This is a genomic window from Flavobacterium sp. CHNK8, assembly GCF_019774515.1.
GTDB classification, from domain to species: domain Bacteria; phylum Bacteroidota; class Bacteroidia; order Flavobacteriales; family Flavobacteriaceae; genus Flavobacterium; species Flavobacterium tiangeerense.
Map to the genome: position 1 here is coordinate 2,217,351 of NZ_CP081492.1, position 19,025 is coordinate 2,236,375.

The window sequence follows — 19,025 nt, forward strand, 5'->3', positions numbered from 1 at the left end:
CTGTGTGTTATCTAAAATCATTTAATGCTCGTTCGATAATCGCTAAACATTCGTGAATTTGTTTTTCTGTAATCACTAATGGTGGTGCAAAACGAATTTTATTTCCATGTGTTGGCTTAGCCAATAAACCGTATTCACTAAACTTCATGCATATATTCCAGGCAAGATCAGACTCCTCGTCACAATTTACAACAATCGCATTCAACAGTCCTTTTCCTCTCACTAAGGTAATGATAGGATTTCTTGCTGCAATTTCATTCAACCCTTTTCTTAAAACTTCACCTAAATAAGCCGCATTTTGCGCTAAATTTTCATCTTTTACAACTTCAAGCGCAGCAATAGCTACCGCTGCAGCAATAGGATTTCCTCCAAAAGTAGAACCGTGTTGTCCAGGTTGAATGACATTCATGATAGCATCGTTTGCCAAAACTGCCGAAACAGGATAAACCCCACCTGAAATTGCTTTTCCTAAAATTAATATATCTGGTTTTACTTCTGGCGTATTTTCGCAACCTTTTTTACAATCGCAATTGCCACAAGTAGCTAGCAATCTTCCTGTACGTGCAATTCCTGTTTGCACTTCATCAGCAATAAACAACACATTATGTGCTGCACATAATGCTTTGGCTTTTGCCAAATACCCTTCACTAGGAACATAAACTCCTGCCTCCCCTTGAATAGGCTCTACAAGAAATCCGGCAATAGTTGTTGTCGATTTCAAAACCGCTTCTAAGGCATCAACATCATCATAAGGAATTTTGATGAATCCAGCGGTAAAAGGTCCGAAGCTTTTGCGTGCATTTTCATCATTAGAAAACGATACAATTGTTGTGGTACGACCATGAAAATTATTTTCACAAACAATAATTTGTGCTTGGTTTTCTGGAATTCCTTTTACTTCATAAGCCCATTTTCTACACAATTTCAAAGCTGTTTCAACCGCCTCGGCACCAGTATTCATAGGTAATACTTTATCAAAACCAAAATACTTCGTTACATATTCTTCAAAAGGACCTAATTGATCGTTGTGAAAAGCACGTGAAGTCAATGTTAGCGTTTGTGCTTGTTTGATCATTGCACCTACAATTTTTGGATGACAATGACCTTGATTCACAGCTGAGTAAGCAGATAAAAAATCGTAATATTGTTTACCATCAACATCCCAAACATGAACGCCCTCGCCTCTTTCTAAAACTACAGGTAAAGGATGATAATTGTGCGCTCCATATTGATTTTCTTTAGCAATTAATGCTTCCGATTTTAACGAAAGGTTTTGTTCTGTATGTGTCATGAGCTTAAGGATTTACATTTTAAGAGTACAAAACTAGCATTATTTTTTAATTTACCAATAAAATTAATGTTTTTGACTTTAAAAAAGCTAATAATTAAAAATATTTATTTAATTTAGACCGAAATTAAGTCATATTAAAGTACTATAAATCAATTTTAGCTTTTTTTGAAGTCAATAAAAATATGTACTTTTATACCAATACAGCTGCATCAATTTTAATTTTTAACAACATGGATATATTAGACGAGTTTGATGTCAATATTATTAAAGAACTAGAAAAAGACGGACGTATGGCTTATTCTGCCATTGCTACTACTTTGAAAATATCAAATACAATGGTACATCAGCGCATTAATAGGCTGATTGATCATGGAATCATTACGGGGATAAAACCTATCATTAACGAAAAGAAAATTGGGTATGATTGGGGTTCCTTTACTGGTATTACCTTAAACAAGGACCAAGATTCAGATCGCATAATTGAAGAACTCAAAAAAATTCCCGAAATTACAGAATGCTACTATATTACTGGCTCTTTTACATTATACATTAAAATTATTGCAAAAGATCATGAGCACATGCGACGCGTACTCTATGAAAAAATTGATACGATACCAGGAATTGCCAAGACAGATTCTATAATTGAATTGGGTTGCGCATTCAAACGAAATGTAAGTCTTTAAAAAATAAAAAAAAATGAAGTATTTCAATATTTACGGTACAGTTGCGCTATGCTTTTTAGTTTCAAGTGTTCTTTTTGCTCAAAAAATGACTACGTCAGAACTAGCACGACTCCAAAAGCAATCGCAACAAGTAACCATTATTAGAGACAATTGGGGAATTGCGCACGTATATGGCAAGACTGATGCCGATGCCGTTTTTGGAATGCTGTATGCCCAATGCGAAGATGATTTTAAACGTGTAGAGATGAATTACATCGAAAAATTAGGACGCCTTTCCGAAGTAAAAGGACAAGAATTTCTATACAATGATCTAGAAATAAAATTACTAATAGACATTGATGAAGCAAAAGCTGACTATAAAAAAGCGGCACCTTGGTTACAAAAATTACTCAACAGTTATGCAGACGGCATCAACTATTACCTATACAAACACCCTGAAGTACAACCGGCTTTATTAACCCATTTTGAGCCGTGGTTTCCTTTACTTTGGACTGATGGAAGTATTGGAGCAATTAGCACGGCAGGGCTTACTACAAGTGAACTTAAATCTTTTTACGGCTCTGCAGGTGACAAAATTGCGTATGTAGAACGTGAAATTAATGTGCAAACAGGTTCCAACGGTTTTGCTATTGCACCATCAAAAACAGCATCTGGAAATGCCATTTTATACATTAATCCGCATACTACCTTTTATTTTAGACCCGAAATACAAATCAGTAGTGATGAAGGTTTGCAGGCTTATGGAGCGGTTACGTGGGGGCAATTTTTTATTTATCAAGGGTTTAATGAAAATTGCGGTTGGATGCACACATCATCAAATGTGGATGTAGCCGATTTGTATGCTGAAAACATCGTAACTAAAAATAAGAAACTGTTTTATGAATACGACACCCAACTCCTACCCGTTGTCGAAAAAAAAATAACTATCAAGTACCTTGAAAACGGCAAATTAATTCCTAAAACATTCACCTCCTATTTCACCAATCACGGCCCAATAATGGCTAAAAGAAATGGAAAGTGGATCAGCTTGAAATCATTCAATCGCTCTGTAAAAAGTTTAGAACAAAGTTGGATTCGAACTAAATCCAAAAGTTTTGTTGACTATAAAAAAGCAATGGATATAAAAGCCAATACTTCGAATAATACGGTCTATGCCGACAAAGAAGGAAATATAGCCTACTGGCATGGTAATTTTGTCCCAATAAGAGATCCTAAATTGAATTGGTCAAAAGTTGTAGACGGAACAACAAACGCAACACAATGGAAAGGACTGCACGAGGTTTCAGAAATTGTGCATTCTTACAATCCTGAAAACGGATGGTTGCAAAACTGCAATTCTACACCTTTTACCGTTGCTGGAACAAATAGTCCCAAACCCGCAAATTACCCACCTTACATGGCTCCTGATGGTGAAAATTTTAGAGGACTTAATGCCGTACGATTGTTAAGCAAAGGAAATCAGTACACTTTAGACCGTGTAATTGCAGATGGTTATGACACTAAATTAACCGTATTCGAATTTTTGATTCCAGCATTGATTTCCAATTTTGAAAAGAACATCAAAACCAATACACCACTTTATGATGAACTAATTGCACCTATTACTGTTTTGAAAAATTGGGATTTTTATGCTCATGAAAATTCAGTAGCAACAACACTTGCCGTAGAATGGGCTTATCAATTAGAACCTATAATACAAAAAGTATACACTAACGAAGGCGAACTAGATCAGGTGCAAAACACTATTCAATTTTTGAAAAATGCACAACCAAATGATTTACTACCGCCATTACAAAAGGTTCTTAGTGAATTAAAAACTAAATTTGGTTCTTGGGAAATTCCGTGGGGTCAGATCAATCGTTTTCAAAGAACCTCTGGCGCTATAGCATTAGAATATGATGATGCGCAAGAAAGTTTGCCTATTGGTTTTGGACCAGCAGTTTGGGGAAGCTTACCAGCATTCAAAAGTAGTTATCAAAAAAACACCCAAAAACGTTATGGTAGCAACGGCAATAGTTTTGTATGTGCGGTCGAATTTGGCACAAAAATAAAAGCAAAATCATTACTTGCAGGAGGAAATAGCGGCAATCCTACCTCAAAACATTTTTTTGATCAAGCCAAAAGATATCAAGAGGGACAATTCAAGGATGTTTTGTTTTACAAAGAAGACGTATTGAAACATGCTGAAAAAACGTATCATCCTGGGGAATAAGACCTGCATTAACTACTATAAGATTTTAAAATACTGATATAAGATAATAGGATATTAGATAAAGCAAACTAGCATAATTAAATCAGAAATTTGTAAACCTAATAAATACTACTATGAAAAACATCTTTTTAGCCCTTATTGGCGTTCTACTAAGTTCCACTGGTGCTCAGGCTCAATTAAAGCCCGTAGCTTATACTGATGCTGCTCAAAAATTAAATGGCCTTGCGGTTAAACCTCAAAAAGCAACGAAAACAAAACCAGGAGTTCTAATTCTACCTGCTTGGAAAGGTATTGATACGCATGCCAAACAATCTGCTGAAAAATTATCAAAAATGGGGTATTATGCCTTTGTTGCTGATATTTACGGTGAAGGCAATTATCCTAAAAATACTGAAGAAGCAGGAAAACAAGCTGGCTTTTACAAAAATAATGTAGGCGATTATCAAAGACGCATTCAGTTAGCACTAGACCAATTAGTAAAAGCAGGCGCAAATCCTGATAATATTGTTGTTATAGGGTACTGTTTTGGAGGAACTGGAGTTCTTGAAGCTGCTAGAGCTAGCATGAAATTTCAAGGTGTTGTTTCATTTCACGGTGGCTTAGGCCGCGATGCTTCTAGAACCACTAACCCTATCAAAACAAGAGTCCTTGTACTTCATGGTGCTGATGACCCTTATGTTCCAGTTGCTGAAGTAGCTGCTTTTCAGCAAGAAATGAGAACTGCAAAAGCAGATTGGGAAATGATCTACTATGCTGATTCCGTTCACGCCTTTTCAGATCCTGAAGCTGGCAATGACAATTCAAAAGGAGCTGCCTACAATGAGAAAGCAGATAAACGTTCTTGGGAGCGTATGAACGTTTTCTTAAAAGACGTATTGAAATAATCTAAAGAATAATCTGTTTAAAAAACAGTATAAATTCCGTTTTTTTTACATTTATATCAGATGTAAAATATAAAAACTGAATTTATACTGTTTTTTTATGCCCAAAATATTTTCCAAAACCAAATCTACCACTATTGTGACTTGGTAGAAAAAAAAAAATCCATAAACTTTATAGGCGTAAATAATATTATTACTTCACTAATTTATCAAAAAAAAATTGTTATTTTTTAGTAACTTCGTACACGTTATTTTTTCAATAACGCTGTTTGTATACTCTCTATTAATTAACAATGAAATGAAAAAAATTGCTATTCTTGGTATCATTACCACATTTACACTTAGTTGCTCCAGTCAGCAAAACATTACCACGCCCGTGGAGCCTACCGCTTATTTAAAAACCATAACCGAAAAGGAGCTGAAAACTCATTTATACATCGTAGCTTCAGATGAAATGGAAGGCCGAGAAACAGGCTCTGCTGGTCAAAAAAAAGCGGGAAACTACCTCATCGATGAGTACAAAAAAAATAATATTGGCTTTCCCAAAGCTGCAACTGATTACTATCAAAAAATTCCAGCTGCTTTCTTGAACGCGCAATACAATGAAAATCTACCAGACTCTGAAAACATTTGGGCCTACATTGAAGGTTCAGAGAAACCAAATGAAGTATTGGTCATATCAGCACATTACGACCACGTAGGTGCTAAAAACGGAGAAATTTACAATGGTGCTGATGATGATGGCTCAGGAACTGTAGCATTACTTGAAATAGCTCAAGCCTTTCAAAAAGCAAAAAAAGACGGCCACGGTCCAAAGCGCTCTATTATGTTTTTACACGTAACAGGCGAAGAGCACGGCTTGCATGGATCCAGATACTACTCTGAAAATCCACTTTTCCCTATTGCAAATACCATTGCCAACATCAATATCGACATGATTGGCCGCAGAGATAAGGATCACGCAGACAGCAATAATTATGTGTATGTTATTGGAGCAAACCGACTTTCGACAGATTTAGACAACATTTGCGCTGCCGCAAATACTAAATACACAAACCTAAACTTAGATTATAAATTCAACGATCCTAAAGATCCTAATCATTTTTACGAGCGCTCTGACCATTATAATTTCGCAAAATTTGGAATCCCTTCCGTTTTCTTATTTAATGGAGTACATGCAGATTACCACCAACCTACAGATAGTCCTGACAAGATTGAATACGATGCACTTACTAAAAGAGCACAATATGCATTTGCAATAGCATGGGAACTTGCAAATAGAGAAAACAGACCCGTAGCAGATAAAAAATAATAATCTCTAGGGCACATCCTTGCTTTCACTAGCGTTACAGCAAGGTCGGGCTATCCGTTACAATCTCCCGAAAAAAAATCGGGAGGATTTTCACTACTAACCCTTGTGCAAAAAAAATACGTCTCGAAGTACTTTGAGGCGTATTTTTTATTTTAAAATCTAAAACAATCTAGAAATACAAATCGTACTTCCTAACACTTTATAAACATAAAACAGATCGCTTCCTTCCAAAGCAAGCTTAACTATTCAGAACTACTAAATGCGGTTTAATTCCTGTTTTAAGCCATTAGAAAAACAAAGAACTCACTACACCAAGACATCAGAAAAACACCTTCTATAATCTTTTTAAATCTCACAAAATGTATTTGAATTATAGATACAAAAAAAGCCTCGAATTTCTTCGAGGCTTTTGCTTTTTTGGGTGGATGACCGGGTTCGAACCGGCGACCCTCGGTACCACAAACCGATGCTCTAACCAGCTGAGCTACAACCACCATTTGCTTAGCGGTGGCAAAGATACAACTAAAGTTTACTTTTGCAAACGTTTTTCAAAACTTTTTTTAAAAAATTTGCTTCCTTTTTAGATCAAATCACCTAAACTATTGACAGCCAAATATCTTTCTACCGTAAAACCTTCAGCATGATCTACGCCCGTAAGCCTACCCAAATCTCTAGAACGGTAATTTAAACTTTCTAGAAAGTTTTTACTTGAAATTGGCGACTCCGGTTCTTTAGAATTAGGGTCATAAAATTGAGAACTATAAGCCAATATAGATGCTACTTTTAAATCCGTAAAACCTGTAATATCTACCACAAAATCCGGAACGATATTTTTCCATTGTATGTAATGATATACCAGTTTTGGGCGCCAAGCCGTTTGCAATTCTCCTTCTAGAGTAGTTTCAATTTTAACTAACCCAGATAAAAAACAAGCATCAGACACCAGCTTACTTCCTTTAGCATGATCAATATGACGGTCGTCTTCGGCGTTACACAACACTATTTCAGGTTTGTATTTCCGAATCATCTTGATAATCTCTAATTGGTGTGTTTCGTCATTTACAAAAAAACCATCACGCATCCCCAAGTTTTCTCGTACAGTTACGCCAAGTATTTTTGCTGCAGCAGCTGCTTCTTGATCTCTTATACTAGCAGAACCACGAGTACCTAATTCCCCACGTGTTAAATCAATGATGCCTACTTTTTTACCTAATGAAATCTCTTTTAAAATAGTTCCTGCACATCCTAACTCTACATCATCTGGATGAGCGCCAAAGGCTAATATGTCTAGTTTCATACTTTTTTATTATTATTAATTGCTATGATAATGATTACAATACTTTTTTCATGGTCATGGATTTATTGACACTTTCATCCCACTCTTTTTCGGGAATACTGTCTTTAGTTACACCGCAACCCATGTACAAAACCACTTGTTTTAAATTCTGCTTATTTACCATATCCTGTTCATTAGCTTTAATTTGCATGCATCTCAAATTTACATATAAATTAGCGTTTTGTTTACCGGTATCGACATCACAATTCAACTCACCTAAAAAACCCGTATAAAATTCCCTATCGTAATTTTCGTTTTCAATAATAAATTTTTTGGCACTTTCCTTTGGTAAACCACATACAGCTGGTGTAGGATGTAAAACTTGAATTATCTTTTCAAATGATGTTACTGGTGTAATTGTACCTGAGATATCTGTCCTAATATGCCACAAAGAACCCGCTTGAGTGCTGTAGGGTTTAGACACTGTAACTGCTTCCAACTCGTTCTGCAATTTTGAAACAATAAAATCAGTGACAAATTGCTGCTCCTCAATTTCTTTGTTTTGCCAATAAACATCTGGAGTACCAACATCTTTTTGAGTTCCTGCCAGCGAAATGGTTTTTAAAACATCCTCTTTTACATTTAGAAGTAATTCTGGAGTTGCACCCAGCCACGTACCTATGTTTGGGTGATAAAAACAATAGACAAAAGCAGTAGGATAACTGTACACCAAGGATTCATAAATCTCAAATACACTTTTATTTTCTAGAGCTACAATTTCATTCCGAGACAATACTACTTTTCCAAACTCCTTATTATTAATAGCTTGAACCCCTTTACTAACCAAGCTTACAAATACTTCCTTATCTTTGCTTTCAAAAAAAGGAAGGCTTTTTTCTTCCTTTTGAATAAATGATTCTTGGTACTTCCATTGGAATTTTTCGGCTTTTTCTTCAGGGATATAATACGTATTTGCTCCATCAAATGAAGAAATAACGAATCCTTTTTCTTTAAAATCATTAATAGAAAATAAAGTATCCTCTTGTTGTAAATAACCCGTAATTTCTTTTTGATTGGGTTTCCGGTACAAAACAAAGGGTAGCTTGTCAAGCAAGTGATCTTGTACTTTCTGGATCATTTCCTCCATTACTTATCGGTAGTTTTACGTTTAGGAAGCACCATATTAGTTAATTTACAAAGCGAAATAAGAGCGTTATTTTCATCCGTAATTTTAATTTCCCACAAGTGAATGCTCTTACCGCGGTGAATGATTCGGGCTGTTGCGGTAACAATTCCCTCTCTTTTAGCTTTAAGATGATTGGCAGATATTTCAATTCCGCGTACTTCGCTAACATCCGAATTAACATAAATCATAGATGCAGCACTACCTACACTTTCAGCTAATGCTACAGATGCACCTCCATGCAACAATCCCATAGGTTGATGAACGGTAGCATTAACTGGCATGGTAGCTACTAAGAAATCTTCTCCAGCATCCACGTACTCAATCTGCAAAGTTTGCATTAAAGTGTTTTTAGAAACATGATTGCAGTAGCTTAAAATTTTCTCTTTATCGAAAGTCATAATTGTTGGTTTAAAAATGTAAAAATAAATAAAGTAACAATAGCAATGCGCAAATACAATTGTTAATATGTTTTACAAAATAGATTTTTGTTATTTTTACAAAAAAATTACCATGCGTTTCAAAATACTTATCCTACTTGGTGTACTAACAATTGCTTTCAGTTCTTGCCGATCTGATTTTGAAACAATACCGAGTACTGGTGATTTAAAATTTTCAAAAGATACCGTTTATCTGGATACTGTTTTTTCAAATATCAGCTCAAGCACCTATATGCTAAAGGTATACAACCGAAGTAAAAATGATATTTCAATACCTACCATAAAACTTGGTAAAGGCTTGAATTCTAAATACCGAATGACAGTAGACGGTTTACAAGGAAACAATGGGAAAATTTTTAGTAATGTTCCCATACTTGCGCGCGACAGCTTATTTATTTTTATAGAAACTACCGCAGCGATTACTGACGTCAGTTCGGATACCTTTTTATACACTGATCAAATTGAATTTGACAGTGGGAGTAATCAACAAAATGTGGCACTCGTTACGCTTGTTCAAGATGCTATCTTTTTATATCCAGAACGCTTTTCTGATGGAACAACTGAAACACTTCCGGTGGGTAACGAAAAAATAAATGGTTTTTACCTCAACGAAAATGATCCTGTACATGGAAACGAATTGGTTTTCACCAAAACAAAACCCTACGTAATTTATGGTTACGCCGCAGTGCCTCCAGAAAAGACAGCCATTTTTGAAGCTGGCTCTCGTGTTTATTTTCATGCCAATTCGGGGATTGTGGTAGCCAACAAAGGATCTATTCAAGTCAAAGGAAAACAATCCTTAACTCCAAAAATGGAAAACGAAGTTGTTTTTGAGGGCGACCGATTAGAACCCGCATTTGCTGACGTGCCCGGACAATGGGGAACTGTATGGCTAAGCAGCGGCAGTACCAACAACAGCTTTGAAAACTTAACCATAAAAAATGCCAGCATAGGTTTGTTAATTCAAAACAATGACGGATCCACAGTTCAAATTAAGAATACCCAAATTTACAACAGCAGCAACTACGGAATATTGGCGCAGACCGCAAAAATTGAAGGTCAAAACATTGTAATAAATGCAGCAGGACAAGCAACCCTAGCTTGTACTTATGGAGGTAATTACACTTTTACACATAGTACTTTTAACAACAACTGGAATAGTTCACAGCAACAAGCTTTGATTGTAAGCAATTTTATTACTGGTGCTGTTCCAGAGTCAAAAGACCTTACAGGAGCTAAGTTTAATAATTGTATTATTTACGGATCATATGCAACTGAAATGACATTGAGTAAAAAAACAACAGCTGCATTTGAATACCAATTTAACAACTGCTTGATTAAGTTTGATAACCGCTCCAGCACTGCTAGTACAAATCCTTTGTATCAATTTGATATAGATCCTTTACATTACAAAGCCATACTACTCAATAAAGACCCTAAATTTTTGAACGTATCAAAAAACAAATTGAATATTGACGATACTTCGGCGGCTTTCGCAAAAGGAAATGCGTCTTTTCTTATAAATCAAGATATTATTGGTAATACGAGAACACTTCCGCCGGATTTAGGTGCATTTCAAAACAAAGTTTTCCCCAAATAAAATATTACAAGTCAGATACATACGCTTTTTACTGCTCTGAAAAAATAAAGTTTATTTGAATTAAAGATTTGGAAACCTACATTTAAGAAATAAGTAGTAGTTTTGGGCGATTTATAAAACCAAAAACAAATCAAATTTAATTCAACTAACTTTAAATCAGATTATGAAACAAATTTACTCTTTGTTCTTTTTATTATTTTTTACTGCTGTTTTTGCACAAGCACCTGCAGGATACTACAGTACCGCTACAGGATCAGGATACACCCTCAAAACACAATTGTACAATATCATAAAAGGGCATACCACATTATCATACGGGGACTTATATGTAACTTATTCTACATCTGACATAGATAATTTTTTTGAAAAAGATGGAACAGTATTAGACATGTACTCTGAAAACCCTGCAGGAACTGACCCTTATACATATAGCATTGCATCAACACAAAGATGTGGAAATTACGTAAAAGAAGGAGATTGCTATAATAGAGAACATATTATACCACAATCGGTATTCAACGAACAGTCGCCTATGGTATCTGATGCACACTTTATTACTCCAACGGATGGAAAAGTAAATGGTCTACGTTCCAATTATCCTCATGCTAATGTTGCAGTTGCTTCAGAAACAACTTTAAACGGAAGTAAACTAGGAGCTAGTACAACTGCAGGATATAGTGGACCTGTTTTTGAACCTATTGATGAATTTAAAGGTGATATTGCCCGTATGTATTTCTATTTTGCAACGCGTTATGAAAACACTGTTGCTGGTTATAGTTACGCTATGTTTAATAACTCAACTGGAAAAGTATTCACAGATGCCTTTTTAGCACAACTTATTTCTTGGCACAATCTAGATCCAGTAAGTCCACGCGAAATAGAAAGAAACAATGCCATTTATGCACGTCAAAATAATCGAAATCCTTACATAGATAATCCAAATTATGTTGCTGCTGTTTGGACTACAGAACCTGCAGATACAGAAGCTCCATCAGTAGTTACAAACTTAACGGTTAGTAACACTACTGCTAATACAATGACACTTACATGGAACGCTGCTACTGATAATGTTGCTGTAACTGGATATGATATTTATATGAACGGAACGTTAAAGTCAAGTCAAACTGGATTAACAACTACAGTAACGGGCTTATTACCATCAACTGGTTATATCTTTTACATCATAGCAAGAGATGATGCTAGAAACTCATCTGCGGCAAGTGGATCAGTAACAGGAACAACTACTGCTGCGCCAACAGGCGGTGCTGGAGCAACAGAACTATTCTTTTCTGAGTACGTTGAAGGAAGTAGTTTTAACAAAGCATTAGAAATTGCCAACTTTACTGGAGCTGCTGTAGATTTAACTGGATATTCCATTAAAAAACAATCTAATGGTGCTGGAGCATGGACAACAGGATTAAATTTAACTGGGACATTAAACTCCGGTGCAGTATTTGTTTTAGTTGATCCACAAATGGCAACAACATGTTATCCAGTAGCTAATGCCAATTTATCATCAGCCCAAGAGGCATTTAATGGCAATGACCCAATGGGATTGTTCAAAAACGGTGTATTGATTGATATTATTGGAACTTTCAATGGAGGAACAGCTAATTTTGCTGCTGATGTTACCTTACGTAGAAAACCAAGCATCACTGCTCCAAATACAACTTTTGATAAAACTGCAGAGTGGGATTCATTTGCAAACAATACTTGCGATGGAATAGGTACTCATACAGTTACAACATTATCTAGCGAAGATTTTGAAAGCAACGGAATTTTGCTTTATCCAAACCCATCAAAAGGAGTGGCAAAAATCAATTTCCCAAGTGAAAACGAAAAATATTCTGTTCAAGTGTATTCAATTACAGGACAAAAAGTATTTGAAGAAAACTTTAACAATAGTAACACTGCAATTTTAAATGGTCTTGAAAGAGGAATTTACATTGTTAAAATTACTTCTTCAAGCAAAACATTTACAAAAAAATTGATTGTAAATTAAGAGCAATCTAGAAGATACCAAGCGGCACTGAGTGCCGCTTTTTTTATATACATATTTTTTAATTTAACAAGAATTAAAGTACTACTATAATATCGTATAAGATTTAAAAATAGAGGATATAAGAAATATTCTTTTAGAATGAATTCTAAAAAAAATTTATAAAATATGCTAGCGGATTAAAAATACAAAATTCGCACATTAAAGTAAGAATGATTTTACTTTTGATAATTTTAAACCCTATTATATAACAAAATGCTATATATCTTTACAATTTCATAACATTAAAGCTATTTAAAATTATAAATTTGCACCGTCTTAAAACCCTCATAAACAACTTGTAAGGTATTTAAAACAAACACAAAGCAAACTAATTTAAAAGGCAATTATGAAACACATCTACACTGCATTATTATTTTTATTCTTATCTGTTGCATCAGCACAAGCACCAAGCGGCTATTACAGTACAGCAACTGGAACTGGATACACTTTAAAAACCCAACTATACAATGTAATAAAAGGCCATACTGATCAAGGGTATGCCGGATTATGGACTACTTATGCAACATCGGATAGGGACCATCAAAATGAAAATGACAACACTATTTTCGACTTGTATTCTGAGAATCAAAATGGAACTGATCCATATACATTTACCCTTACAACAGGGCAATGTGGTACCTACGCTGTAGAGGGCGACTGCTACAATAGAGAACACATGATTCCGCAATCAGTATTTAACTCGGCAGCACCTATGGTATCTGATGCTCATTTTATTCCGCCAACTGATGGAAAAGTAAACGGTTTACGATCTAATTTTCCGCACGGAAATGTGGCAACAGCTTCAACAACTACTTTAAATGGAAGTAAATTAGGCACAAGTGCTGTTTCTGGATATACTGGAACTGTTTTTGAACCTGCAGCGGCTTTCAAAGGCGATATAGCTCGTATGTATTTTTATTTTGCTACACGTTATGAAAATACGGTAGCTGGCTATCCTTTTGCTATGTTTGATGGGAGCAGCAACCAGGTATTTACTACTGCCTTTTTAAACGTACTACTTTCTTGGCATGCAAATGATCCCGTAAGTGCCAGAGAAATAGAACGAAACAATGCTATTTATGCACGACAAGGTAATAGAAATCCTTTTATTGACAATCCATCTTATGTAGCAGCTATTTGGGGTGGAACTACTGGAGGTGGAACCACCGATACTACTGCGCCTAGTACACCATTAAACCTAATCTCTTCAAGTAAAACAACTACCTCTGTTACTCTAGCTTGGTCAGCCGCAACAGATAACATTGGTGTTACAGGATATAATGTATATGTAAACAACGTACTAAGAACTACAGTTACTGCCTTAAATACAGCTGTAACAGGATTGACTGCAGCTACTAGTTATGCCTTTACTGTAAGAGCAAAAGATGCAGCAGGAAATCTTTCTGGTGTGAGTAATACAGTGACTGTGGTAACTAATTCGAACAACACCGCAACTGATTTACTTTTCTCTGAATACATTGAAGGTTCTTCAAACAACAAAGCCTTAGAGATTTCAAATGCAACAGGTACATCAGTAAATTTGTCAATCTATAGTATCAAGAGACAAACCAATGGAGCTGGAGCGTGGAGCACAGGTTTAACTTTATCTGGAACCCTAGTAAATGGAGCAAAATATACTATTGTGAATAGTTTAATGGCTTCTAGTTGCTATGCTACAAGTTCAGCGAACTTGTCTACTTCGGCAACCGAGATGACTTTTAACGGAAACGACGCTGTTGGTTTGTTTAAAAACGGGGTTCTTATTGACATTATTGGAACTTTTAATGGTGGAACTGCCAATTTCTCTATAGATGAAACCATCCGCAGAAAAACTACCGTAACTGCACCTTCAACTACTTTTAATAAAGCCACACAATGGGATGTATTTGCATTAGACACTTGCTCTAACTTAGGAAGTAAAACTGCGAGTAAAACTCCAAAAAATAGCATGAATACAGCAACAAATACGGTAGAAATTTATCCGAATCCATCTCGAGGAACGTTTAATATTACCAATGCTAATACTACTTATTCAATTGCGATTTATTCCATCCTTGGTCAAAAAATTTACAGTTTGGAAAACACCACGCAATCTGAAATAACGATTCCGAATAGCACACCAGGAACTTATCTCGTACGATTACAAATTGACTCAAACGAGATTGTAAAAAAACTCATTATTCAATAATACTAAAAGCGGCAAAATTGCCGCTTTTTTTATGCTTAGAATTTAATCTTAATTGCTTAAATTTGCACCGCAATACAACAAACTACACAACAATGATTCATTTCTTTGAAAACCAAAGTAAAACCGTTTTTGCAGTACAAACGCAAAACGAAATCTCAGCTCAAGACATTTCAAAACTCAATTGGCTTTTTGCCGACGCACATATCCTAGAAAAATCCGTACTTACGGATTTTTTTGTTGGACCACGTGCCGCTATGGTTACGCCATGGAGTACCAATGCTGTAGAAATAACCCAAAATATGGGAATTTCTGGAATTATTAGAATTGAAGAATTCGAAAAAGTAGCTGCTGAATTCACTGATTTTGATCCGATGTTGCTTCAAAAATACGCGGAATTGCATCAAGACATTTTTACGATTGCTATTCAACCAGAAGCTATTTTAGAAATTGATGATATTGATGCCTACAACAAACAAGAAGGTTTAGCTTTAAGTTCGGAAGAAGTTGAATATTTAGATAACTTGGCTACAAAATTAGGTAGGAAACTTACGGATTCTGAAATTTTTGCTTTCTCACAAGCCAATTCAGAACATTGTCGTCATAAAATTTTTAATGGAACTTTTGTGGTTGATGGAGAAGAAAAACCAACTTCCCTATTCAAGTTAATCAAAAAAACATCTCAAGAAAACCCTAACGATATTGTTTCAGCATATAAAGATAACGTCGCTTTTGTTAAAGGCCCGAAAGTCACTCAATTCGCACCAAAAAGTGCTGACAAACCTGATTTTTACGAAGAAAAAGAATTTGATTCTGTATTGTCTTTAAAGGCAGAAACACATAATTTCCCAACAACAGTTGAGCCTTTCAACGGAGCTGCAACAGGTTCTGGAGGAGAAATTCGTGACCGATTGGCTGGTGGACAAGGTTCATTACCCTTAGCAGGAACAGCGGTTTACATGACTTCTTATTCAAGATTAACAAACAATCGCAAGTATGAAGGCGCCATGGAAGAACGTCCTTGGTTGTATCAAACACCAATGGATATTTTAATTAAAGCTTCAAATGGAGCTTCGGATTTCGGAAATAAATTTGGACAACCGTTAATTACTGGTTCAGTTTTAACATTCGAACACGAAGAAGAAAATCGCAAAATTGGTTACGATAAAGTAATCATGCAAGCGGGTGGAATTGGTTACGGAAAATTAGATCAAGCGATTAAAAAGAAACCACAAGAAGGTGATAAAATTGTCATTCTTGGTGGAGAAAACTATAGAATTGGAATGGGTGGAGCTGCTGTTTCCTCAGCAGATACAGGAGCTTTTGGTTCAGGAATTGAATTAAACGCCATTCAACGTTCTAATCCAGAAATGCAAAAACGTGCCGCCAATGCTATTCGAGGTTTGGTAGAAAGTGATAATAATCCGATTGTATCTATTCATGATCATGGTGCAGGTGGACATTTGAATTGTTTATCTGAATTAGTAGAAGAAACAGGTGGATTAATCGATTTAGATAAATTGCCAGTTGGAGATCCAACGCTTTCAGCTAAAGAAATTATCGGAAACGAATCTCAAGAAAGAATGGGATTAGTAATTGGTGCGAAAGACATGGACATCTTACAACGAATTGCAGATAGAGAACGTTCTCCAATGTATGAAGTTGGTGTAGTTACTAATGACCACAGATTTACATTCGAATCGAAATCTACAGGTTTAAAACCTATGGATTATGCTTTGGAAGACTTTTTCGGAAGTTCACCGAAAACCATTATGAATGACAAAACAATTGTTAGAAATTACAGCAATTCAGAATATAACTCAAAAGAAATACCAACCTATTTAGAGCAAGTTTTACAACTTGAAGCTGTGGCTTGTAAAGATTGGTTAACAAACAAAGTCGACCGTTGTGTAGGTGGAAAAGTAGCCAAACAACAATGTACTGGACCGTTACAATTGCCTTTAAACAATGTAGGTGTAATGGCTTTAGACTTCAAAGGAAAAGAAGGAATTGCCACTTCTATTGGCCACGCTCCTATTTCGTCTTTAATTGATCCAGTTGCTGGTACAAGAAATGCTATCGCAGAATCCCTTTCTAACTTAGTTTGGGCACCATTAAAAGATGGTTTAGATTCAGTTTCATTATCCGCAAACTGGATGTGGGCTTGTAAAAATGAAGGTGAAGATACGCGTTTATATGAAGCGGTTCAAGCTTGTTCAGATTTCGCTATCGAATTAGGAATTAACATTCCAACAGGAAAAGATTCGCTTTCTATGAAGCAAAAATATCCTAATGATGAAGTTATTGCACCAGGAACAGTTATTATTTCTGCAGCTGGAAATTGTACCAATATTACTAAGGTTGTAGAACCAGTTTTACAACGAAATGGCGGAAACATTTACTACTTAAACTTATCACAAGATACTTTTAAATTAGGTGGTTCGTCATTCAATCAAACACAAAATAAAGTTGGAAATGAAACGCCAACGATCAAAAATGCGGCTTTCTTCAAAAATGCATTTAATACGTTACAAGATTTAATTAAAGAAAGAAAAATCAAAGCCGGGCATGATATTGGAAGCGGTGGCTTAATCACAACTTTATTAGAAATGTGTTTTGCTGATGTGAATTTGGGTGCGAATTTCGACTTAACTGCTATCAATGAAATCGATTCTACTAAATTATTATTCTCTGAAAATATTGCCGTAGTTTTCCAAGCTGATGCTGAAGTTGAAGTCACATTTAAAGCGAATGGAGTTGAAATTTTCAATATTGGAACGGTTACGAATTCAAATTCAATATCAATATCAAACTTCAATGACAAATTTGAATTTAATGTTTCAAAATATAGAGAAATTTGGTTTGAAACCTCTTTTTTATTAGATCAAAAACAAACTAAAAACGGAAAATCGTTAGAGCGCTATGAAAATTTTGCGAATCAACCTTTGCAATTTACTTTCCCATCGCATTTTGATGGAAAATTACCCGTAGTTTCCAACACTAACCGACCAAAAGCGGCAATCATTCGTGAAAAAGGAAGTAATTCGGAACGTGAAATGGCGAATGCGATGTATTTAGCAGGTTTTGATGTAAAAGACGTTCACATGACGGATTTAATTTCTGGACGAGAAACCTTAGAAGACATTCAATTTATTGGAGCTGTTGGTGGATTCTCCAATTCGGATGTTTTAGGTTCCGCAAAAGGTTGGGCTGGTGCGTTTTTATATAATGAAAAAGCGAATTTGGCCTTAAAAAACTTCTTTAAAAGAGAAGATACACTTTCCGTTGGAATTTGTAATGGTTGTCAGTTAATGATGGAATTAGAATTGATTACGCCAGAACACGATGTGCATGGTAAAATGAAACATAACGATTCACATAAACATGAAAGTGGCTTCACCTCTGTAAAAATTCAGAAGAATAATTCGGTGATGTTATCAAGTTTAGAAGGTGCAACTTTAGGCGTTTGGATTTCACATGGTGAAGGAAAATTCAACTTACCAATGGCGGAAGAAAACTATAACATTGTTGCCAAATATGGATACGAAGGCTATCCTGCTAATCCAAATGGATCAGATTACAACACTGCCATGATGTGCGACACAACAGGAAGACATTTAGTAATGATGCCACATATTGAACGTTCTACTTTCCCTTGGAACTGGGCTAATTATCCAGAAAGAAGTGTGAAAGACGAAGTGTCGCCTTGGTTAGAAGCGTTTGTAAATGCTAGAACTTGGATAGAAAATAAAAAATAAGGTATATTATTTTAGTGAAACTAACTTTTTAAAAGGCGCTTTTTTACAAAAGCGCCTTTTTTTATATAATACTTTGATGTTACTCAGTATTTTATGCGGTAAATAGTAATGAATGTGAATTAAACTTGGGTTAATACAGTATTTCATGGAATTTAATTACTAA

The 19,025-nt window shown here is 35.5% G+C and carries 12 protein-coding genes and 1 tRNA gene; 8 read left to right on the top strand and 5 right to left on the bottom strand.

What is annotated here, in order from left to right; all coding sequences use genetic code 11:
- Positions 1 to 7: 7 nt before the first annotated feature.
- Positions 8 to 1,291: an ornithine--oxo-acid transaminase gene (rocD, locus tag K5V07_RS09470; protein ID WP_221917263.1), complete on the bottom strand. Its 1,284-nt coding sequence runs from the start codon at positions 1,289 to 1,291 to the stop codon at positions 8 to 10.
- Positions 1,292 to 1,521: 230 nt separating this feature from the next.
- On the opposite strand from rocD, the gene K5V07_RS09475 reads away from it, so the two are divergent.
- The 4 genes from K5V07_RS09475 to K5V07_RS09490 all read left to right on the top strand — a co-directional run bounded on the left by K5V07_RS09475 (position 1,522) and on the right by K5V07_RS09490 (position 6,379).
- Entirely contained in the window at positions 1,522 to 1,974 is a 453-nt protein-coding gene (locus K5V07_RS09475) for an Lrp/AsnC family transcriptional regulator (protein ID WP_221918172.1), read from the top strand.
- Positions 1,975 to 1,987: 13 nt separating this feature from the next.
- A complete protein-coding gene (locus tag K5V07_RS09480) occupies positions 1,988 to 4,186 on the top strand; it encodes a penicillin acylase family protein (protein ID WP_221917264.1) in 2,199 nt (732 codons plus the stop codon).
- Between the two features lie 113 nt (positions 4,187 to 4,299).
- Positions 4,300 to 5,070 (top strand): dienelactone hydrolase family protein, encoded by a 771-nt coding sequence (locus tag K5V07_RS09485; RefSeq protein WP_221917265.1) that lies wholly within the window; start codon positions 4,300 to 4,302, stop codon positions 5,068 to 5,070.
- 295 nt (positions 5,071 to 5,365) lie between these two features.
- The gene (locus tag K5V07_RS09490; RefSeq protein WP_221917266.1) at positions 5,366 to 6,379 is read left to right on the top strand and encodes a M28 family metallopeptidase; all 1,014 of its coding nucleotides are present in this window, start codon (positions 5,366 to 5,368) and stop codon (positions 6,377 to 6,379) included.
- A gap of 420 nt (positions 6,380 to 6,799) precedes the next feature.
- Here the strand turns inward: K5V07_RS09490 and K5V07_RS09495 are convergent.
- From K5V07_RS09495 to K5V07_RS09510, 4 genes are all read right to left on the bottom strand, one after another.
- Positions 6,800 to 6,873 (bottom strand) — tRNA-His (locus tag K5V07_RS09495).
- An 86-nt stretch (positions 6,874 to 6,959) separates the two neighbouring features.
- The gene (gene bshB1 / locus K5V07_RS09500) at positions 6,960 to 7,676 is read right to left on the bottom strand and encodes a bacillithiol biosynthesis deacetylase BshB1 (protein WP_221917267.1); all 717 of its coding nucleotides are present in this window, start codon (positions 7,674 to 7,676) and stop codon (positions 6,960 to 6,962) included.
- Between the two features lie 34 nt (positions 7,677 to 7,710).
- Positions 7,711 to 8,793: a chorismate-binding protein gene (locus K5V07_RS09505; RefSeq protein WP_255577910.1), complete on the bottom strand. Its 1,083-nt coding sequence runs from the start codon at positions 8,791 to 8,793 to the stop codon at positions 7,711 to 7,713.
- An 8-nt stretch (positions 8,794 to 8,801) separates the two neighbouring features.
- Positions 8,802 to 9,239, bottom strand: coding sequence for a PaaI family thioesterase (locus K5V07_RS09510; protein ID WP_221917269.1), 438 nt, complete (start codon positions 9,237 to 9,239; stop codon positions 8,802 to 8,804).
- A 112-nt stretch (positions 9,240 to 9,351) separates the two neighbouring features.
- Here K5V07_RS09510 and K5V07_RS09515 point away from each other — a divergent pair, with 112 nt between their 5' ends.
- The 4 genes from K5V07_RS09515 to purL all read left to right on the top strand — a co-directional run bounded on the left by K5V07_RS09515 (position 9,352) and on the right by purL (position 18,862).
- A complete protein-coding gene (locus tag K5V07_RS09515) occupies positions 9,352 to 10,878 on the top strand; it encodes a hypothetical protein (protein WP_221917270.1) in 1,527 nt (508 codons plus the stop codon).
- Positions 10,879 to 11,041: 163 nt separating this feature from the next.
- Positions 11,042 to 12,880: an endonuclease gene (locus K5V07_RS09520; protein WP_221917271.1), complete on the top strand. Its 1,839-nt coding sequence runs from the start codon at positions 11,042 to 11,044 to the stop codon at positions 12,878 to 12,880.
- 385 nt (positions 12,881 to 13,265) lie between these two features.
- Positions 13,266 to 15,107: an endonuclease gene (locus tag K5V07_RS09525; RefSeq protein WP_221917272.1), complete on the top strand. Its 1,842-nt coding sequence runs from the start codon at positions 13,266 to 13,268 to the stop codon at positions 15,105 to 15,107.
- A 92-nt stretch (positions 15,108 to 15,199) separates the two neighbouring features.
- Positions 15,200 to 18,862, top strand: a complete 3,663-nt coding sequence (gene purL, locus K5V07_RS09530) for a phosphoribosylformylglycinamidine synthase (protein WP_221917273.1) — start codon at positions 15,200 to 15,202, stop codon at positions 18,860 to 18,862.
- Positions 18,863 to 19,025: the final 163 nt, after the last annotated feature.

What these genes read in the sequence shown, in the direction of transcription:
- rocD (WP_221917263.1), bottom strand. Translation starts at nt 1,291, where the DNA reads ATGACACATACAGAACAAAACCTTTCGTTAAAATCGGAAGCATTAATT.
- K5V07_RS09475 (WP_221918172.1), top strand. Translation starts at nt 1,522, where the DNA reads ATGGATATATTAGACGAGTTTGATGTCAATATTATTAAAGAACTAGAA.
- K5V07_RS09480 (WP_221917264.1), top strand. Translation starts at nt 1,988, where the DNA reads ATGAAGTATTTCAATATTTACGGTACAGTTGCGCTATGCTTTTTAGTT.
- K5V07_RS09485 (WP_221917265.1), top strand. Translation starts at nt 4,300, where the DNA reads ATGAAAAACATCTTTTTAGCCCTTATTGGCGTTCTACTAAGTTCCACT.
- K5V07_RS09490 (WP_221917266.1), top strand. Translation starts at nt 5,366, where the DNA reads ATGAAAAAAATTGCTATTCTTGGTATCATTACCACATTTACACTTAGT.
- bshB1 (WP_221917267.1), bottom strand. Translation starts at nt 7,676, where the DNA reads ATGAAACTAGACATATTAGCCTTTGGCGCTCATCCAGATGATGTAGAG.
- K5V07_RS09505 (WP_255577910.1), bottom strand. Translation starts at nt 8,793, where the DNA reads ATGATCCAGAAAGTACAAGATCACTTGCTTGACAAGCTACCCTTTGTT.
- K5V07_RS09510 (WP_221917269.1), bottom strand. Translation starts at nt 9,239, where the DNA reads ATGACTTTCGATAAAGAGAAAATTTTAAGCTACTGCAATCATGTTTCT.
- K5V07_RS09515 (WP_221917270.1), top strand. Translation starts at nt 9,352, where the DNA reads ATGCGTTTCAAAATACTTATCCTACTTGGTGTACTAACAATTGCTTTC.
- K5V07_RS09520 (WP_221917271.1), top strand. Translation starts at nt 11,042, where the DNA reads ATGAAACAAATTTACTCTTTGTTCTTTTTATTATTTTTTACTGCTGTT.
- K5V07_RS09525 (WP_221917272.1), top strand. Translation starts at nt 13,266, where the DNA reads ATGAAACACATCTACACTGCATTATTATTTTTATTCTTATCTGTTGCA.
- purL (WP_221917273.1), top strand. Translation starts at nt 15,200, where the DNA reads ATGATTCATTTCTTTGAAAACCAAAGTAAAACCGTTTTTGCAGTACAA.